At 72.9% G+C, this 18929-nt stretch carries 13 protein-coding genes; 9 read left to right on the top strand and 4 right to left on the bottom strand.

The window, feature by feature from the left end; genetic code table 11:
• Positions 1 to 179: 179 nt before the first annotated feature.
• The gene (locus tag ACFYTE_RS16675; RefSeq protein ID WP_388710155.1) at positions 180 to 953 is read right to left on the bottom strand and encodes a DeoR/GlpR family DNA-binding transcription regulator; all 774 of its coding nucleotides are present in this window, start codon (positions 951 to 953) and stop codon (positions 180 to 182) included.
• A 474-nt stretch (positions 954 to 1427) separates the two neighbouring features.
• Here ACFYTE_RS16675 and ACFYTE_RS16670 point away from each other — a divergent pair, with 474 nt between their 5' ends.
• Genes ACFYTE_RS16670 through ACFYTE_RS16655 form a run of 4 tightly spaced genes read left to right on the top strand, consistent with a single transcriptional unit; the run spans position 1428 to position 7007 of the window.
• Positions 1428 to 2897, top strand: a complete 1470-nt coding sequence (locus ACFYTE_RS16670) for an APC family permease (protein WP_388710153.1) — start codon at positions 1428 to 1430, stop codon at positions 2895 to 2897.
• The gene (locus ACFYTE_RS16665) at positions 2894 to 4327 is read left to right on the top strand and encodes an FGGY family carbohydrate kinase (RefSeq protein WP_388710152.1); all 1434 of its coding nucleotides are present in this window, start codon (positions 2894 to 2896) and stop codon (positions 4325 to 4327) included. Before ACFYTE_RS16670 ends, ACFYTE_RS16665 begins: the two co-directional genes overlap by 4 nt.
• Positions 4324 to 5760 carry an NAD(P)/FAD-dependent oxidoreductase gene (locus ACFYTE_RS16660; protein WP_388710150.1) on the top strand — a complete coding sequence of 479 codons (1437 nt, stop codon included), beginning with the start codon at positions 4324 to 4326 and terminating at the stop codon, positions 5758 to 5760. The genes ACFYTE_RS16665 and ACFYTE_RS16660 overlap by 4 nt, the downstream gene beginning before the upstream one ends.
• Complete coding sequence (locus ACFYTE_RS16655; RefSeq protein WP_388710148.1) at positions 5757 to 7007, top strand: NAD(P)/FAD-dependent oxidoreductase; 1251 nt, start codon at positions 5757 to 5759, stop codon at positions 7005 to 7007. The genes ACFYTE_RS16660 and ACFYTE_RS16655 overlap by 4 nt, the downstream gene beginning before the upstream one ends.
• 111 nt (positions 7008 to 7118) lie before the next feature.
• Here ACFYTE_RS16655 and ACFYTE_RS16650 read toward each other — a convergent pair whose 3' ends face one another.
• Positions 7119 to 8120 (bottom strand): helix-turn-helix transcriptional regulator, encoded by a 1002-nt coding sequence (locus ACFYTE_RS16650; protein ID WP_388710147.1) that lies wholly within the window; start codon positions 8118 to 8120, stop codon positions 7119 to 7121.
• A gap of 376 nt (positions 8121 to 8496) precedes the next feature.
• Here ACFYTE_RS16650 and ACFYTE_RS16645 point away from each other — a divergent pair, with 376 nt between their 5' ends.
• Entirely contained in the window at positions 8497 to 11001 is a 2505-nt protein-coding gene (locus ACFYTE_RS16645; protein ID WP_388710145.1) for an NB-ARC domain-containing protein, read from the top strand.
• Between the two features lie 87 nt (positions 11002 to 11088).
• Here the strand turns inward: ACFYTE_RS16645 and ACFYTE_RS16640 are convergent, their stop codons facing one another.
• A complete protein-coding gene (locus tag ACFYTE_RS16640) occupies positions 11089 to 12795 on the bottom strand; it encodes a hypothetical protein (RefSeq protein WP_388710143.1) in 1707 nt (568 codons plus the stop codon).
• A gap of 873 nt (positions 12796 to 13668) precedes the next feature.
• Here ACFYTE_RS16640 and ACFYTE_RS16635 point away from each other — a divergent pair.
• Together ACFYTE_RS16635 and ACFYTE_RS16630 are read left to right on the top strand one after the other, a co-directional pair.
• A complete protein-coding gene (locus ACFYTE_RS16635) occupies positions 13669 to 14574 on the top strand; it encodes a hypothetical protein (protein WP_388710141.1) in 906 nt (301 codons plus the stop codon).
• A 301-nt stretch (positions 14575 to 14875) separates the two neighbouring features.
• The gene (locus ACFYTE_RS16630; RefSeq protein WP_388710139.1) at positions 14876 to 15421 is read left to right on the top strand and encodes a hypothetical protein; all 546 of its coding nucleotides are present in this window, start codon (positions 14876 to 14878) and stop codon (positions 15419 to 15421) included.
• 152 nt (positions 15422 to 15573) lie between these two features.
• Here the strand turns inward: ACFYTE_RS16630 and ACFYTE_RS16625 are convergent, their stop codons facing one another.
• Positions 15574 to 15720 carry a CGNR zinc finger domain-containing protein gene (locus tag ACFYTE_RS16625; RefSeq protein WP_388710184.1) on the bottom strand — a complete coding sequence of 49 codons (147 nt, stop codon included), beginning with the start codon at positions 15718 to 15720 and terminating at the stop codon, positions 15574 to 15576.
• Positions 15721 to 16097: 377 nt separating this feature from the next.
• Here ACFYTE_RS16625 and uppS point away from each other — a divergent pair, with 377 nt between their 5' ends.
• Complete coding sequence (uppS, locus tag ACFYTE_RS16620) at positions 16098 to 16877, top strand: polyprenyl diphosphate synthase (RefSeq protein WP_388710182.1); 780 nt, start codon at positions 16098 to 16100, stop codon at positions 16875 to 16877.
• A 134-nt stretch (positions 16878 to 17011) separates the two neighbouring features.
• On the top strand, positions 17012 to 18391 hold the full coding sequence (locus ACFYTE_RS16615; protein WP_388710180.1) for an oxygenase MpaB family protein: 1380 nt from the start codon (positions 17012 to 17014) through the stop codon (positions 18389 to 18391).
• Positions 18392 to 18929 lie beyond the last annotated feature (538 nt).

Raw genomic sequence — 18929 nt, 5'->3', positions numbered from 1 at the left:
CTCACACCCTGCTGCATGAGCCGGGAGTATGCCTCCCGCTCCCGCGCGAGCTTCTTCCTGCCCTGAGGCCTTGTCCGGTCCTTACGGATCTCGAACTCCATCGCACCCCTTGAACTGGGGTGTTGCAACGACTCCTAGAACCCAAGCAGTTCCCCGCGCCCCTTCGGGGCGCGGGGTGGTTACGCGGTCTTTGGGGCCACTATGACGGTGGTGTCCGCCCGGCTCAGGGCGGTGCGTAGTTCGGCCGGGCACGGTTCGTCCGTGATGAGGGTGTCGAAGTCGCCGAGTCCGCACACGCGGTGCGCGGCGGTGCGGCCGCACTTGCTCGCGTCGGCCAGCACATAGCGGTGCGAGGCGCCCGCGAGCATGGCCCGCTTGGTGGCGACCTCGTCCAGGTGGAAGTCGGTGAGCCCGTAGGGGGCGAGGCCACCGGATCCCAGGAAGGCGGCGTCCACGCGCAGATCGCCGAAGAACTCCACGGCCTGGGCGTTGGAGCAGGCGAGGTCGCCGGGGCGCAGCCGGCCGCCGCTGACCAGGACCTCGACCCGGGGGCGGGTGCTGACCTCCGCGGCCACCAGCAGGGAGGGGGTGGCGATGACCCCGGTGTGGTCGGCGGGCAGGGCGCGGGCCACTTCCAGCGCGGTGGTGCCGACATCGATCACGACGATCTGGTTCGGTTCGATGAGCGCCGCCGCCGCCCGGCCGATGGCCTCCTTCTCCGCGGCCAGGGTCCCGCTGCGCTCGGTGAAGGACGCCTCCTCGCCGACGGGCGCCCGGGGGCTGGTCGCGCCGCCGTGCACCCGGGCGAGTTCGCCGCGCCGCTCCAGCAGCGCGAGGTCCCTGCGGACCGTTTCGTGGGAGACACCCAGCAGCGTGGTCAGATCGTCGGTGGTGACGAACTTGAGCCGGGCGATCTCGGCGACGATTCTGCGGTGGCGCTCGGCGGCGAGCACGACCCACCTCCCTGGAGCTGTGACCGTTTCTGTGGACCTGTGACTGCATCCTACGGGTCCGGCCTGTAGTCCCCCGCGTCCGCACCCACCGGCCCCTCATCGCGTCATCGCGGTTACGCGGATTCCAACCCTTGACGTCGGCCGGGCAAAGGTCCACACTTCCAGTACCTCGCGGTCAATAATCCACAAGAACGGTCAGCATCGGTCGATGCCGGGCCGGCGGTGGGGAGTCGACCGCCACGGCCACGGCCGCGCGCACCATCGCGGCCCGCCGCACCCACAGCAGACAGGCCCCAGCAGACCCCGCACCAGGGGCCCGCCCGCAGACCGACAGTGTTCGGTTCGCCACGTCCACTGGCTCTCGCATCCACCGCGGGGCACTCTTGAGCAGGGAAACGAGTGATGGCACACACAGACACAGGTCCCACGAGACCGGGAACAGACGGCCCGGGCGGCGGTGAGCCCCAGCAGCACATGGCACGAGAACTCGGCTGGTACGCCTCGTTCTCCGTGGCCTTCGGCTTCGTCTCCATCGCCACCGGCATCTTCACCACGTACGGCTCGGTGCTCGCCACCTCCGGCGCGCGGGGCATCTGGGCCTGGCCGATCTCCGTGATCGGCCAGCTGTCCATCGCCCTCGTCTTCGGCGCCCTCGCGGCCCGCATCCCCATCAGCGGCTACTCCTACCAGTGGGTGTCGCGCATCGTGGGCCCGGTGTGGGGCTGGATCATGGGCTGGATCTCGTTCGCCTTCCTGGGCGTGGTCCTGGTCGCCGTGGACTACACGATCGCCTCCACCATCCTGCCGGAGCTGTTCCGCTACGTCGGCACCACACAGAACGCCTGGGTCATCACGGCCGGTGTGGTCCTGCTCCAGGCCATCCTGGTCGCCGCCTCCACGCGCACCACCCACCGGGTCAACAACACCGCCGTGACCGTGCAACTCATCGGCATGATCGCCCTGACCGTGCTGCTGTTCGCGGTGGGCGCCTTCACCGGCAAGCTGGACTTCGCCCACCTCTTCGACACCGGGACCGTCCCGGACAGCGGCTACTACGCGCTGGGCGGCGGCACCCACGCCGGGCCCTTCGCGCTCGCCTTCCTGCTGGGCGCCTTCACCATCGTCGGATTCGAGTCGGCCGCCAACCTCGCCGAGGAGACCAAGGACCCGGCCCGCGTCATCCCCAAGGCGATGGTCCAGGCCGTGCTCTCCCTTGGCGTACTGGGCTTCCTGTTCCTCGTCGCGGTCACCGCCGCGGCCGGCCGGATCGACGGGGTCGCCTCGTCGGCGACCCCGGTGGCCACCGTGATCACCGCCGTACTCGGCTCGGTCGTCGGCAAGATCCTGCTGGTCCTGGTCGTCGTCTCGATCTTCTCCTGCGGCCTGGTGATCACCCTGAGCGGCACCCGCCTGGTGTACGCCATGGCACGCGACGAGCGTTTCCCCGGCTGGCAGCTGCTGAAGCGGATCGACCGGCGCACGGCGACCCCGCTGAACGCCTCCGTGTTCATGATGCTGATCGCGCAGATCATCCTCGCGGTCTTCTCCCACTCCACCGACGCGCTGTTCCAGCTGTTCTCCGCCGGCACCCTGCTGCCCGCCCTCATCTACGCCGGCACCGTCGCCATGTACGCGGTCAAACGACGCTCGCTGCCCGCCTCCCAGGGTTTCTCCCTGGGCCGCTGGGAGGTCCCCGTCCTCGTCGTCGCCGCCGTCTGGCTGGTGTACGAGCTGCTGATCTTCCGCGACGCCTCCTTCCGCGCCCCCTGGACCTATGTACTGGTCCTGTTCGCGATCGGCGCGCTCTACTTCGCCGGTCTGCTCGTCCGGCGCGGACGCGACGGCCTGACCATGCCCGACATGGCCGACGTCGACCGGGCACTCGACACCACCGACACCGGGCCGAAGCCCGCGAACGCCACGGCCGGAGACGACGCACGATGACCGTGATCCTCGCCATCGACCAGGGCACCTCGGGTACGAAGGCCATCGTCGTCGACGACGCGGACGGCACCGTCGCCATCGCCGAGGAGAGCATCCGCCCCCACTACCTGCCGGGCGGCGGCGTCGAACAGGACCCCCGGGAACTCCTCGACTCCGTCCTCGACGCCGGCCGCCGCGCGGTGCGGGAGGCCGGCCGGCCGATCGACGCCGTCGCCCTGGCCAACCAGGGCGAGACGGTCCTCGCCTGGGACCCGGCCACCGGAGCGCCCCTGACCCAGGCGATCGTGTGGCAGGACCGGCGCGCCGAAGGCATCTGCGCCGAACTCGCCGACCACGCCGCGGACATCGCCCGGCGCACCGGCCTCGTCCTCGACCCGTACTTCTCCGCACCCAAGATGACCTGGCTGCGCCGCAACCTCACCCGCGACGGCGTGGTGACGACCACCGACACCTGGCTGGTGCACCGGCTCACCGGGGAATTCGTCACCGACGCCACCACCGCGAGCCGCTCGCTCCTGCTCGACCTGGACACCGCCACCTGGGACCCGGGGCTCGCCGACCTGTTCGGGCTCGGCGCGGAGCGGCTGCCACGCATCGCCGCCTGCGACGAGATCGTCGGCACCACCGGTGCCTTCGGCCCGCAGGTGCCGGTGGCCGGACTGGTCGTCGACCAGCAGGCCGCCCTGGTCGCGGAGGGCTGTCTGGAGCCGGGCAGCGCCAAGTGCACCTACGGCACCGGCGCGTTCCTGCTCGCCAACACCGGCCTGAACCCGGTGCGTTCCAGCGCGGGCCTGACCACGTCGGTGGCCTGGCAGGCGGCCGGACAGACCCCGTACTGCGTGGACGGACAGGTCTACACCGTCGCCTCCGCGGTGCGCTGGCTGAAGGACCTCGGCCTCGTCGAGTCGGCCACCGACCTGGACTCGATGGTCGCGGCCGACGCGGAGGGCGTCCTGTGCGTGCCCGCCTTCGCCGGTCTCGCCGCCCCCTGGTGGTCGCCGCAGGCCACCGCGTCCTTCACCGGCATGACCCTGGCCACCCGCCGCGAACACCTCGTGCTCGCCGTGCTCCAGGGCATCGCCGCCCAGGTCGCCGCGCTGGGCGCCCTGGTCGCGGACGACCTGGGCCGGCCCCTGACCCGGCTGCGCGCGGACGGCGGACTGACCAACTCGGCCGCCCTGATGCAGGCCCAGGCCGACATCGCCCAGATCCCCGTCGACATCTACCCCCACGCGCACGCCACCCCACTGGGCGCGGCGGCCCTCGCCCGTTGCGCCCTCGACCCGGCGCTCACCCTCAAGGAGGCCGTCGGCGACTGGCGGCCGACCACCATCTACGAACCCCGCTGGTCCGCCGACCGGGCCGAGGAGTTCCGTACCACATGGGCACAGGCCGCGACGGCCTGCGCCACCAAGGGAGACCACTCATGACCGCCACCCCCCACCGTCCCCACGACGGCGTCTTCGACGTCGCGGTGATCGGCGGAGGAATCGTCGGCGCGGCGATCGCACGCGAACTGTCCGGCTGCGACGTCTCCGTCGCCCTGCTCGAAGCCCGCGACGACGTGGGCGACGGAACCAGCAAGGCCAACACCGCGATCCTGCACACCGGTTTCGACGCGAAACCCGGCACACTCGAATCCCGGCTGGTGGCCCGCGGCTACCAACTGCTCAGCGCCTACGCCAAGGCCACCGGCATCCCCGTCGAACACACCGGCGCCGTCCTCGTGGCCTGGAACGACGAGGAACTGGCCGCGCTGCCCGCGCTGAAGGAGAAGGCCGAGGCCAACGGCTACGAGCACTGCCGCATCGTCGACGCCGACGAGGTCTACCGCGCCCTTCCCGACCTCGGCGAGGGCGTGCTCGGCGGACTGACCGTTCCCGACGAATCCATCATCTGCACCTGGACCACCAACCTCGCCCTGGCCACCGACGCCCGGCAACGCGGCACCACGATCCTGCTCGACCACGCCGTGACCGGCATCGACCAGGACGACCTGACGACCGTCCTGCACACCTCAGCCGGCGACGTACGGACCCGCTGGGTCGTCAACGCCGCCGGCCTCGGCGCCGACCACATCGACCGGCTCTTCGGCCACGACCGTTTCACCGTCACGCCCCGCCGCGGCGAGCTGTTCGTCTTCGACAAGCTCACCCGTCCCATGGTCGACAAGATCGTTCTGCCGGTGCCCACCTCCCGAGGCAAGGGCGTCCTGATCTCCCCGACCATCTACGGCAACGTCATGCTCGGCCCCACCGCCGAAGACCTCACCGACCGCACCGACACCGCCACCTCCGAAGACGGCTTCGACTTCCTGCTCAGCAAGGGCGAACGCCTCATGCCACGGCTGCTGGCCGAGGAGGTCACCGCAAGCTACGCCGGCCTGCGCGCCGCGATCGACCACCCCGACTACCTCATCGAGGCCACACCCGGGCAGCGTTACCTCCTCGTCGGCGGCATCCGCTCCACCGGCCTGACCGCCGGCATCGCGATCGCCGAACACGCCCGCACCCTCCTCGAAGCGGCCGGGCTGACCCTGCGTACCCGCGGCGACCTGCCCGACCCCCCGCAGATGCCGAACATCGGCGAGGCGTCCCCACGCCCCTACCAGGACGCCGACCTCATCGCCCGCGATCCCGCCTACGGCACCGTCGTCTGCTTCTGCGAACGGGTCACCGAAGGCGAGATCCGCGACGCCTGCCACGCCACCCTGCCCGCCCGCAGTCCGGAGGGACTGCGCCGGCGCACCCGCGCCATGAACGGCCGCTGCCAGGGCTTCTTCTGCGGCGCGGCCGTCGCCGCGCTGCACGCACAGCACCACACCCACGACGGCCGCGCCGGCCAGCACAAGGACCCCCGATGACCGAGCCGCACCTGATCACACCCGACGTCCTCGTCATCGGCGGCGGGCCCGCCGGGCTGACCGCCGCCACCGCACTCGCCGACCGGGCCGCCGGCCACGTCCTCGTCGTCGACCGGGAAGCGGCCGCCGGCGGCATCCCCCGGCACAGCGACCACACCGGCTACGGGCTGCGCGACCTGCACCGCGTGATGACCGGCCCCGCCTACGCCCGCCACCTCGTCCGGCAGGCGACCCGGGCCGGCGCGGAGATCCGCACCCGCACCATGGTCACCGGCTGGGCCGACGACCACACCCTCGACGTCACCAGCCCCGACGGCCGCTACCGGATCCGCCCGCGGTCCATCGTGCTGGCCACCGGCGCCCGCGAACGCCCGCGCACCGCCCGGCGGATCCCCGGCGACCGCCCGCACGGCGTCTACACCACCGGCCAGCTGCAGAACCTCGTCCACCTCCACCACCGGCCCGTCGGTGAACGGGCCGTCATCGTCGGCGGGGAACTCGTCAGCTGGTCCGCGGCCCTCACCCTGCGCGAAGCGGGCTGCACCCCCGCCCTGATGATCAGCCAGTACCCGAAGGCCGAGTCCTTCGCCGCCTTCAACGCGGCCGGCCGCACCCTGCTGCGGGTCCCCGTCGCCACCCGCAGCCGCGTCACCCGCATCATCGGCAAGGGCCGCTGCCAGGCCGTCGAACTGGAACACCTCGACACCGGCCGGCGGCGCACCGTCGCCTGCGACACCGTCGTCTTCACCGGCGACTGGATCCCCGACCACGAACTCGCCCGCAGCGCCGGCATCGCCCTCGACGAGGGCACCCTCGGCCCGCTCACCGACACCGCGCTGCGCACCAGCCGCCCCGGCGTGTTCGCCGCCGGCAACGTGCTGCACCCCGTCGACACCGCCGATGTCGCCGCCCTCGACGGCCGGCACGTCGCCGAGCAGGTCATCGGCCATCTGAACGGCCGCCCCCGCCCGGCCGACGGGGTCCGGCTGGTCGCCGACGCCCCGTTCCGCTGGGTCGCCCCCCAGATCCTCAGGCCCGGCGACCCGGCGCCGGCCCGGGACCGACTGCTGCTGTGGACCGACGAGTTCGTCCGCTTCCCACGGGTGACCGTCCGCCAGGACGGGCGGGTCATCGCCCGCCGCGCCCTCACCTGGCCGGCCGCCCCCGGCCGGGTCTTCCGCGTGCCCTACGGGGTGCTCAGCGGTGTGTCTGCTGCTGGAGGGCCGGTTCGTATCGGGCTGGGGTAGACGGTCTGCGGGGTTTGGTCGGCGGGGGTGTGATGTGGGTGCGGGTTGTTTGTGGCTGGGCGCGCCGTTCCTCGCGCCCCTTTGGGGGCTGCTGTAGTGGGACGGGGTTTGTTAGTGCAGTGGGGTGGTTGTGGCGTTGGTGTAGCGGTGGGCCAGGCGGGCGAAGGCGTCCCGTAGCTGGGGGGGTCCGACGACCTGGACGTCCGCGTCGAATCTGCCGACGGCGGTGGCCAGTCCGATCCACGACCAGGCGCCCAGGAGGAGCCGGCAGCGGTGGGGGCCCAGTTCCTCGACGATGCCGTCGCGGCTGTACGCGGACACCACGGAAGCGGGCAGGTCGAGGATCACCTCGCCGCGGCACGGCCAGCCGCCGGCACCGTCGGAGCCCTGGAACCGGCGGGCGACGAACGCGGCCACATCCCCTCCGGGAACCTCGCGCGGGGCGAAGCGAGGCCCGGTGGGAGTGCGCGGTGCCATCCGGTCGACACGGAAGGTGCGCCAGTCGTCCCGGTCCAGGTCCCAGGCGACCAGATACCAGCGGGCCCCCCAGGTGGCCAGGTGATGCGGCTCCGCCCGACGCGGCGGCACCACCGCCCCTCCGGTGCCGGCGGCTTCCGGCACGAAGACCGGGGAGTAGTCGAAGCGCAGCACTTCACGGTCCCGGACGGCGGCGCTGAGCGCCACCAGCACCTGCGGATCGACCTGCGGGTTCGGCCGGGTGCCCGCACGCTCCACGGCGGTGACCTCCAGGGCGTCGACGCGATGGCGCAACCGGGCCGGCATGACCTGCCGGACGGTGTTCAGCGCCCGCGCCGCGGCCTGCTCGATCCCGGCGCCGGTCGCGGCGGCGGTCCGCAGCGCGACGGCCAGGGCGACGGCCTGGTCGTCGTCGAACAGCAGCGGCGGCAGCCTGCTGCCCGCCCCGAGCCGGTAGCCCCCGTCCGGCCCCTTGGCGGCCACGATCGGGTAGCCCAGCTCCCGCAGACGGTCGATGTCGCGGCGCACGGTGCGCGGACTGACCTCCAGCCGTTCGGCCAGCAGCTGCCCCGGCCAGTCCCGGCGGGCCTGGAGGAGCGAGAGCAGCGACAACAACCGCGCCGAGGTCTTCTGCATGCCCCCATTCTGCCCATAGAACCGGCCACAATCTGTCCGCTTCTGCTGCGAGGGCGGGTGACGTCGGATGACGAGAACGACCAGAAGGCCCCGATCGCGTGCCCGGGCTGCTGACCCGGCCGGGCGCGGCGCGGATACCCCTCGTGCGCCGTACCGTCCACCTGCTCGCCGCCGACGACGCCCTGACCCGGCGGGCCCGGCACGAGACCATGCTGCGCCGGCGGGTGCTCGGCGCCTACCCGGCGTACGCCGTCGGTGGAGCCCGGGCGCGGAGGTCGGGCCGCTTTGTGCGTGCCGGGCTGTCCAACGGTGCAAGATCTCTTTACGGTGGATGCCTGACGGGCCCGTTGCGGCGCCGCACGATGAAGGGGGAGTGGTGGAAGCCGAGTTGGCGGCGCTCGCGGCATCGGGGGCGACGACGCTGGTCGGGTTGATGGTGTCGGAGTCGTGGGAGCAGGCGAAGACACGGCTGGCCCGGCTCCTCGGCCGACGCGGCGCGACCGACTCCGCCGAAGCGGAACTGCGGCGGACCGAGCAGGCGCTGGCGACGGCGCGCTCCGCCCACGACGACGAAGCCGAGACCAGGCTGCGCGGCGACTGGCAGGCCCGCATCCTCGACATCCTGACCACCGATCCCGACCGCGGCGAGGAACTGCTGCGGCTGCTGGCGGAGCTGGCGCCGCCCGGCACCGTGGTCGGCTCGCTCTTCGCCGGCACCCATCACGGCCCCGCCTTCCAGGGCTCCGCCATCTACGGCGGCGTCACCTTCCATGTGCAGGCGCCCGCCGAGAACGGCGGGCGGATCAAACCCGATCAAGTGCCCGCCGTGACCGCCCGGTTCATCAACCGTACGGCCGAACTCGCCCGGCTCGACGAGGCCTTGGGCGCCGTGGGGAACGGGCCGCGGCAGCCCGTGGCGCTCGGCGTGGTGCACGGCCTGTCCGGCATCGGGAAGTCCGCGCTGGCCCGCTGGTGGGCGCACAAGGAACACGCACGCTTCCCCGACGGCCAGCTCTACGTGGACTTCGCACCGCTGAAGGGCGAGGCGGCGACTTCCGGCGCGCCGGGCGGGGACGTCTCCGAGGCCATGGCCATGGTGCTGCGCGGACTGCACGTCGCCGACGAGTTCATGCCCGCATCGCTGGCGGAACGGACCAATCTGCTGCGCTCACGCACCGCGGGACAACGCCTGCTCGTGGTGCTGGACGGCGTCGACCAGCCGGCGCAGGTCCGCCCGTTCATCCCCAAGGGACCCGGCAGCGCGGTGCTGGTCACCAGCCACCGTCGGCTGGGCGAACTCGCCCTGGACGGCGCCCGGATGATCGATGTGCGGCCGCTCGACTCGCACGGCGGGCTGGCGCTCCTGGCGGACCTGTGCGGTCAGCTCGCCGTCGACGGCGAGCGGGACGCCGCCGCGCGCCTGGTCCAGCTGTGTTCCGGGCTGCCGGTGGCCCTGCGGATCGTGGCCGCCCGCCTGTTGAGCGACGACGGCATGACCATCGCCTCGCTGGCCGCGGAACTGGACGACGAGACCGGCCGGCTCGCCGGGCTGTCCCTGGAGGGGGAGGAGCTTTCCATGTCCGCGGCACTCGGGCCGTCCTACCGTCTGCTGGCGCCCGAGGCGGCGCGGCTGTACCGGCTGCTGGGCCTGCTGCCCGCCGGTCCCGTCGACGCCGCCGTCGCCGCGGCCGCCGCCGGCACCGATCTGGCGGCCGCCCAGCGGCTGATGCGCGTGCTCGCCACCGCCCACCTGGTGGAGACCGCGCCCGACGGCCGCCACCGGATGCCCGACCTGGTCCGCCTGCACGCCCGAGAGCAGGCCGCGCAGCAGGAGACCGCCGCCGAGCACACTGCGGTGCTGCGACGGGTGGCCACCCACTACCTGGCCATGACCGCGTTCGCCGACCGGGCCGTGAAACGCGACCGGCTGCGCATCGCATCGCTGTCGCCGCTGCTGGACCAGGCCGTCGACCCGTTCACCGCGCCCGGCGGACCCGATCCCCTGGAATGGCTGGACGCCGAGCGCACCATGATCCTGGCGGTGCTGCGGGAGGCCGCCCGGCACCGGCTGCACGACCTCGTGTGGCCGCTGGCCGAGGCGTTCACCGTGCTGTTCCTGCATCGCCGCTATCTGGGCGCCTGGAAGGAATCACTGGAACTCGGCGTCGCCGCGGCCACCGCCGCCGGGGCGTCCGCCACCACGGCGGCGCAGGTCGAGCAGGCCGCGGCCGCCGAGGCACGGCTGCGCAGCCTGCTGTCCCGGCCGCTGATGGACCTCGGCGAGTACGCCGCGGCACACACGGAATTGGAGACCGCCGCCGCCCGTGCCGAGGTGACCGGCAACCTGGTGCTTCGGGCCTCGGTCCAGGAGTTTTTCGGCCGGTATCTGGACGTGGCCGAACCGGACCGGGCGGTCGAGGCCTACCAGCGCTCCCTGGACCTCAACATCCGCGCCGGGGAACGCCGTGGCGCCGCCATCGCGGCCTTCTTCCTCGGTTGCGCGCAGGATACCCGAGGGGACCATGCCCAGGCCCTGGCGACCCTGCTCAAGGCGCGCGAGGACCTGCTGTCGGGCAGCGAACCCGATCCGCGGATGGCCGCCCGGGTGACGGCCGCCCTCGGCATGGTCCACGCCCACCTGGGTGACACGGAAGCGGCAGTCGCCGCCCTGAGCGAGGCGGCCGACGAACTGCGCCGACAGCGGGCCGGCCACTACGAGGCGCAGGCCCTCGGCCGGCTCGCCGACCTCGTCCAGCCGATGGGGCGCACCGCCGAAGTGCGCCGTTGGCTCACTCGCGCCCTCGCCATCCACACCGCGAACGGCAGTCCGGAGGCGGAAGACCTGGAGCGGAGGCTGAACGCCCTCGACGCCGAGAGCTGAGGCGAGGGAGGACCGCGGACCGTAGCGACCGGGACCGGGCCGACGCGGGCGGTGCGGGAGACACCGAGGTGTCGTTGGCCCGCGGGTTCATCCGGGGCGGACCGGGCGCAGCCGCAGCGCGACGTCCTCCTCCCGCCCCCGGTCGCCGACGCGCATCGTCACCACCGTGCCGTCCACGTCCACGCCACCGCGCAGACAGGTGTAGACGACCGCGGCGGGCAGCCCGGCGTCCAGGGGCGGTCCCGTCACCACGGCCTCCACCATCCGGCCGTCCCGCAGCCCGATCAGCGCACCGCCCCCGCGCACGGGCACGGCGGCCAGCAGGCTGCCCGGCAGCCGCGCCAGCGTCTCCCCGATCCATCGCACCGCCTCGACCGCGCGGTCGGCCGGGCACCGACGGACCACCACCGAGGCGCTTTCCGCCAGCCGGCCGTCACGCTCGTCGTCCGCACACGCCAGATGCGCAAAACGCGTCGGCGTCTCGGTGGCATCCGCCCGGGTGCCCACCGCCGCCGGAAAGCGGCGTACCCCGATCACCGGCTCCCCGTCATCGGCCGCCAGTGCCGTGGTCACCAGCCAGGAGGTGACCTCGGCGCCCGGACGATCGGCCACCGGCACGGACCGCACCGACGGAGCAGCCGCTTCCGGTTCGGCGAGCCGCAGCAGGTGGTACAGGACCCTGCGCAGCCGGGCAAGGGCCTGCCCGCGCGCGGCGAAGGCCCGCTCCGTCACCTCGGCGTATCTGAGCGGCGAGTGGGAGCGCACCGCGTCCTCGATCTGGCCGCGCAGATCGCCCGCCGGGTCGAGACGGGGCGCGCGGGCCGCCAGATCCGCGGCGGCGGTCCCCGCCACCGAATCCCGGCCGAAGGCGCCGAGCAGCACCGGCAGGCCCGCCGCGGCCCCGTACAGGGTGACCGACCCGTGGTCGCCGATCACCACGTCGGCCGCGACCAGGGCGGACCGCCACGCATGCACCGGGGGCACCAGCATCAGGCCCGCGGACACGGCGTCGCCCAGCACGGTGCGCAGCTGCCAGGCGCCGTGCGCGGCCCACACGTTGGGATGCACCACCGCCGCGATGCGGTACTCGTCCCAGGGCAACTCCGCGAGCAGCCGGGCGGGCAGCCCCGGGTGCCCGCCCAGCAGCGAGGTGGGCCCCCATGTCGAACTGACCAGCACCAGTCGGTGCTGTGCCGTGAGCCCCATGGCGGCCCGGTACACCGCGCGCCGCGACCGGCTGATGACCAACTCGTCCAGGCACGGATCACCCACGAGCACCGTGCGCCCGGCCGTCTTGGGATGCGCCGCGAGCAACTGCTGCTCCTGGGCCGGATGCGAGACGGCCAGCCAGGCGCGACCCGCCTCCAGCAGGGCGTCGGACACCACGCCGGACAGCCGCTCCCCGGTACTACGGGAATCCGGCACATGTTTCTGGAAGCCCACGCCGTGCGGCAGCACCAGCACCGGGCAGTCGCCTTCCGGCACCTCGATGTTCTCGCTGGCCGTCACGATGAGGTCCGGTGAGATCTCCGCCAGTTGCTCCCAGGGCATGACCCGGCACCCGGCCTCGTGGAGCAGCGTGAGCACCCCGGCGTTGAAGGCCGAGGTGGGGTCGTAGGCGAACACCACGGCCACCCGCCCGTCGCCGTCCAGTACGGCGGGCAGCGCCTCCAGGACCCGTACCGTCGACGTGACGGTGCGCGCGGCGACCACCAGCGTCCGCTCGCTGTGGAAGGTGCTCCACCGGGACGCGTCATGCCCCACCGGCACCCGCAGGGGCGAACTACCAAACACCGCGGTCACCTCGGGCGGCCATGCCGGTCGGCGCTCGCGGCCCGCGGCTCGCGGCCCGCGTCGGTGCTGGCTCAGCGCATCTCAACGTGCGTGGCAATCCTTCCCCTGGCAGGCAGGCGACCGGAACACGGACAGGTACAGGGACACGGTAACGAATGCCCCCGAGGCGCACGATCCGGCGCGGGCCCGGCGGCCCGGAAGAGCCCGAGGCCGCGCGCCGGTGCGCCTCGGGTGAACGTCGGCCGCGGCGCACCCCCCAACCGGTCCGTGTCCCCGGGAAGTTGAGCCCACCCGCGGCGTCGGCGCGGGGAGTGACGCATCAGGACGACGACACTCCTTCACGAATTCCCTGCACCGATATGGACCGTTTCATCCCTTCACTTGGGGGTGGCGAGGGGTGGCGGTTGCGGCGGGTCCGCCAGGAGTGCATATGCGGGCGACGTACGCCCGGCAGACTTCCGTCACGGACCGGCCGCAGCGGCGCCGTCGCAAGCCGTTCCCACCCGAGGCGCGTTCCTCGCGAGCCGCGAGAGCCGTCCGAGACGGGACCTGTCTGTGCACCAGCGACCCTCGTAGGGAGGCAGCGCGCGCACGCCCGACGTGCGCCGACAGCACGATGTCCACATCCTTCATGCACGATCTCAGCGCTCAGTACATGGCATCGGTGATGTTCGCGCTCACGATGCTCGCGGCCGGCGCCGCCCGGACGGCATGGCGACGCAGAACCGCAGGCCGACGCCGGGCGCGGACGGCCACGCCGATCCCCTCGGATGCCCCACCCGCACAGTCGCCCGATGCGGGGCGTGACGTGCAGGTGACGGCACCGGCCCAGGACCACGGAACGTCGTCCGCCGGACGACGCAAGGTGTCGTCATGAAGACGACAGACCGTCCAGAAGGCCCGAGGGACGACCGGGGACAGCGCAACCGGGCACGGGCCTGGGCCCTGCTCACCGAGAAGACGCCTGGCGCCCGCCGCCTCCCGCGCCCCGACGGCGACTCACCGGGCCGGCTGATGGACATCGCACGGAACTACGACCGGGTCTGCCAACGGGCCGAGGGCGAACTGCAGCCCGATGCCACGGAGGCGGAGATCCTGGCCGCCCTGCTCGGCATCCGCATGCTCCGCGAGAAGCTCGACCACGACGAGCTGAAACTCACCACGCTGGCGCGCACCAAGCGGATCACCTGGGCGCGCATCGCGGAATGGCAGGAGCTGAGCGGCCGTCAGGCGGCCGAGCGGCGCCACCTTCAACTGGGCCGTTCCTACACCCGTCCGGACGGCACGGTGCCGTCCACACAGAGTGAGCGGGTGGAGTACGCCCGTGGGCTGCGCAGCCGCCGCGCCGAACGCCAGTGGGCCCTGGACCATGCCACCCGGATCCGCCGCGTGGCCGCCCAACTGGCCGCCATCGAGGACCTCCAGCAACGGGTGGACGGCTCGCACGAGGCCCGTATCATGCACGCCATCCGTCATGGCGAGGAGGCACCGGACAACGGGCCGCGCAGGGAACCCCTGGTGTGGCCCAAGGCGCTGCGCGAGTGTGTCACCGAGGACGAGCGCTTCCGCAACACCCCGCCGCCGCTGGTCGACGACGGCCTCCACGACGCCCGTTGGCAGCGTCAGCAGCAGGAGGCGGACATCGTGCACCGGCTCCTCGGGCTGATCGGCTACGCCGCCAACCCGAGGAACATCGAACTGACCGACCTGCCGGACCTGGCCGACGCGATCTTCGATCTGTGCAACGACGCCCAGCAGGCGGCGAAGACCCGCCGCTGAGCCCGAGGACGTCGGGCATGACAGGGGACGTCGGGCACGACCGGGGACCGGCCGGATGCCCCCTGCCGTGCGGACCGACGCATGAGCGGGGCGACGAGGGCATCGGGAGCCGGGCGACGGAGGCGTCGGGGAGTCAGGCGAAGGAGGCATCGGGGAGCCGTTCGACTGCTGAGCCCCGAACCCGCCCCGCTCGACGAGGCGTTGGAGCGGACGCCGCCGCCCGGAGCCCGCGCGGCGCGCCTCAGCCGATCGTGCCGTCGCGGTCGATGAAGCGTCCTGAGCCGGCGCCGGGATGCTCGGTGTGCGCCGAGTACTGAACCGGCTCGGCGACGTCGCGGTCGCGGTGTTCGCCGCGGACTGGCAGATGATCTGGTGGAACCCGGGGTGGGCGGCGCTGCTCGGTGACCCGTCGGCCTCCCCGCCGGAACTGCGCAACTTCGCCCGTGAGCGGTTCCCGGTCGGCTCCGACCGCGTACGCATCTCCCGGTGGCCGGTGTCCGTGCGGAACAGCGAGGTCTCGGACCTCGCCGTCGTGTCCGACCTGCGCCGCGCGACCGGTCGCTTCCCGCAGGACGCGCGCCTGGCGGAGCTGATCCGGGAGCTGACCGCGGGCAACCGGACCTTCGCCCGGCTGTGGGCGAGCGGTACGGTGGCCGCGCACCGCGAGGACCGCAAGACGGTCGAGCACCCTGTGGTCGGTCCCGTGGACGTGGACTGCGACGTCCTGACCGACGGTGACTCCGAGTTCAAGATCGTGTTACTGACGGCGGCGCCCGGCAGCGCGGACGGGGACAGGTTCAGGCACGCCCTCGTCGACGCCGACCGCACGCGAGCCCCAGCCCTCTGACGACGCTCGCCGGGTCCCGGCACCCCCCACCGTCATACGCTCGCACCCGGCCGTGCCGCGCCCGCGGGGCCGGCGGGCGGCGGCCCGCAAGTGACGGAAGCGCCGTACGGGGTCGGCGGCCGGCCTCTGGCCGGTACGCCGGCCGCCCGGTGTCACTCGGCTGGGACGCTGTGCTGCCGCCGTTCGCGACAGGTGCGGGCCTTGATCCGGTTGCCGCAGGCGGCCATGGAACACCACCGGCCGGCGCCCCCACGAGACGTGTCGTGGAAGGCACAGCGACAGTCGGGGGCGGTACGCAGCCGGGTGCGGCGTTACGGGCCGTCGGCCACTGCGCGGGCGACCGCCGGGGGCTCGTCTCGGCGCGGTCGTCGGCTCAGTGGTGCGCCGCGGTGTCGGCCGTGCACCCAACGGCCTGGATCGCGGTCGGAAGACGGGGCGTTCGGTATGCGCTGACCGGGTCGGCAGACCGTCGCGGGACCCGTGGCATCCGGCACAGAAACCGCCGGATCGGATGGGCGTTCCCCGGGTGAATCCGTGCCGGGTGCGGCCTGCCGAGGATCCCGGTGCTGACACGCTGCTGCGGAGGCGGGCGGCTCGCGGGGCGGGGTGCCGCGCACCGCGCGGGGGAGAACGACAGCACGGGTGGGCTGGGGGCGGCATGACGGTTCGGCAGGCCATGGGCGGTTCCGCCCCCTCACCCGACCCCGCCCCGCGGCGCGCGGACGGCGACGGCCGGCGGGGGACGCCACGGCACGTCGCGTGTGTGATGGACGGGAACGGCCGCTGGGCCGCGCAGCGTTCCCTGCCGCGTACGGCAGGCCACCGCGCCGCGGAGACCACGGTGATCGACGTCATCGAGGCGGCGCGGTCGGCCGGCGTCGAATGGCTGAGCCTGTACGCGTTCTCCACCGAGAACTGGCGGCGGCCGAGCACGGAAGTCGACTTCCTCATGCGGACGGTGCGTCGCGTGGTGCGCAAACACGCCGTGCTGCTGCACGCGCGCGGGATCCGCTGCCGGTTCCTCGGCGTCTCGGACCCACGCATCCCCGCCGCACTGACCCGGGACTTCGCCGACCTGACGACACTGACCGGCAAGAACCGGCGTATGACGCTGACCGTCGCGTTCGACCACGGCGGGCGCAGGGACATCGTCGAAGCCGCACGGTCGCTGATCCGCAGCGGAGTGCCGGCCGACGCCGTGACCGAGCAGCACTTCGCCGCCCATCTGCCCTTCCCCGACACACCCGACGTGGACCTCGTCATCCGGACCTCGGGGGAGCAGCGCATCTCCAATTTCATGCTCTGGCAGGTCGCCTACGCCGAGTGGGTCTTCCCGCCGGTGCTCTGGCCCGACTTCCGCGCGCCGCACTTCCTGGAGTGCCTGCACACCTATCAGCAACGCGATCGCCGCTTCGGCGGTGTGATGCCGACTTCGAACGGAGAGCCCCGATCGTGACCGACACCGATTCCGGCCACCCCGAGCACGCCGACACCGACACCGGCATCGGCTCCGTCGGCGGCGATCCGCGACGGCCCGCCGCCGAGGCGGTCACCGGGCCCGTGTTCGGCCCCGGCTCGCAGTTCCACGACATGCGCAACGACCCGCGCTGGGCACTGGCGCTGATCCGGGCGACCGTACTGGAGGCCGCCCACCCGCAGATCGGCGCGGCCCTGATCGACAACTCGACGTTCGTGGCCCACCCTTGGCGACGGCTGCGCAACACCCTCGTGAGCCTGCAACGCATGTTCGGTGCCGACGATCACACCCGGCACCGGGAGGCGGCGCGGCTCAATCGCCTGCACGCACGGCTGAGCGGCACCGACGCACAGCACCGGCCGTACGACGCGCTGGATCCCGGGGTGCGCGCCTGGGTGGTCGCCACCCTGTTCGACAGTGCCGTCACCATGTGCCGGCTGAGCGGACAGCCCCTCGAACAGACCGCCATGGAGCATCTGTACGCCGAATTCCAGGGATTCCTCGCCACGTTGGGCGACCAGGCCGGTCATCTGCCGCACAGCCTGCACGAGTTCTGGCCGTACTTCGACCGGGTGGTCGAGGAGGAACTGGAGAACACGGAGGCGATGCGCATCATCCTCTACAAGCTCTTCGATCATCTGCCGGCGCCGCCCCTGCTGAACGGTCTGCCCACGCTGTGGGCGGCCGGCCGCACCGTCGCGGGGCCCGTCGTCGGAGCGATCACCGTGGCCTCCCTCCCGGAACCCTTCCGGCGGCGCGCCGGGCTGCCCGAGATCCCCGGTGCCCAGACCCTGATGCAGAGCGCCTACCTGGCCGCCGGCCTGGCCCGCTTCCTGCCCGAGGGCTGGATCCGGGCCGAAGGCATCACCGACCTGCTGGCCCTGTCGCCCGACAGTGACGACCCACGGGCGATGACGATCACCGCGCTGCACGATCAGGTCAGGCGGGCCGGGGCCCTGATCCGGCTGATCAACCCGCTGTCCGCGCCACCGCCGGACCCGGGGGAGACCGACGTACGGCGCGGCGCCGAGGAGTTCTTCCGGGCCGTGCTGGACCAGACCGGCGACGGCTACCTGGACTGGCCCGACCTCGCCGCCATGGCCCGGGAGCTGGCCGGCCGCCTCGACCTGGACGAGCCCGAGGAGACCAGGCTCTACCACGCCTACGCCGACTGGTGGCGGGAACTCCAGTCGGCCCTCGACACGGACGGCGACGGACGCGTCAGCGCGCAGGAGTACGCCGTGGCCGTCCCCTCCCTGGCCGGACCCGCGTTGATCAGGGTCGCCGAGGTCCTTTTCGACGTCACCGACAAGGACGGCGACGAGCGCATCGACGCCGACGAGTACCGTGCCCTGTTCCGCACCGCGTTCCGCCGCGACACGAACGGCGGCGAGGGAACGTACGGCCGGGTCGCGTTCGTCAAAGACTTCCTGTCGTTCATGTCGGGCCGCAGGCGCTCGACGCCGTACGACCCCCTGTTCGCCGACGCGTGATCCTCACCCTCTCGCGGCGCACAGCTCCTTGGCTGTCGCCCGGAGGTTCGCCGCGGAGGGCGCCACCGTGTAACGCGACCCCGGCACGGGGCGAACCGCAGCTGGCGGACTCGCTCGCGACGATCGTTCCGCTCGGCAGGCTCGGCCACGCCGACGAGGTCGCCGCCGCGGCGGACTTCCTCGCCTCGGACCAGAGTTCACCACCGGAGCCGAACTCTTCGTCGACGGCGGCCTGGTCCAGGTCTGAACGCCGGCCACCGGCCTGCGGCCTCCGCGGCGCCCGCGCCCCACGGGAGCCCCCACGGTCACCGGCCCGGTCGGCACCGTACGCAGACGGGTACCCGCCCAGCCGGCGGTGGACCACGGACCGGCCGGTGGCGTCGGTGAGGGCCGCGGGGATGTCACCGGACGGAGTGGCCGGGGGCGGTGTTTCTCAGCCGCAGGGCAGCGGGGATCGGTCCGTGTCGCCGGCCTCGGTCGGCACCTCGGCCGCCACCGGCGCCCTGAGGCCGCCCGGCAGGGCGCTGTCGCCCTGCGC

Source organism: Streptomyces sp. NPDC004629, from assembly GCF_042873595.1.
Classification (GTDB): Bacteria; Actinomycetota; Actinomycetes; order Streptomycetales; family Streptomycetaceae; genus Streptomyces.
The sequence above is the reverse complement of the archived record's forward strand: the minus strand, read 5'-3'. Positions and strand labels throughout refer to the sequence as shown.

What these genes read in the sequence shown, in the direction of transcription:
- ACFYTE_RS16670 (WP_388710153.1), top strand. Translation starts at nt 1,428, where the DNA reads ATGGCACGAGAACTCGGCTGGTACGCCTCGTTCTCCGTGGCCTTCGGC.
- ACFYTE_RS16665 (WP_388710152.1), top strand. Translation starts at nt 2,894, where the DNA reads ATGACCGTGATCCTCGCCATCGACCAGGGCACCTCGGGTACGAAGGCC.
- ACFYTE_RS16660 (WP_388710150.1), top strand. Translation starts at nt 4,324, where the DNA reads ATGACCGCCACCCCCCACCGTCCCCACGACGGCGTCTTCGACGTCGCG.
- ACFYTE_RS16655 (WP_388710148.1), top strand. Translation starts at nt 5,757, where the DNA reads ATGACCGAGCCGCACCTGATCACACCCGACGTCCTCGTCATCGGCGGC.
- ACFYTE_RS16650 (WP_388710147.1), bottom strand. Translation starts at nt 8,120, where the DNA reads ATGCAGAAGACCTCGGCGCGGTTGTTGTCGCTGCTCTCGCTCCTCCAG.
- ACFYTE_RS16635 (WP_388710141.1), top strand. Translation starts at nt 13,669, where the DNA reads ATGAAGACGACAGACCGTCCAGAAGGCCCGAGGGACGACCGGGGACAG.
- uppS (WP_388710182.1), top strand. Translation starts at nt 16,098, where the DNA reads ATGGGCGGTTCCGCCCCCTCACCCGACCCCGCCCCGCGGCGCGCGGAC.
- ACFYTE_RS16615 (WP_388710180.1), top strand. Translation starts at nt 17,012, where the DNA reads ATGCGCAACGACCCGCGCTGGGCACTGGCGCTGATCCGGGCGACCGTA.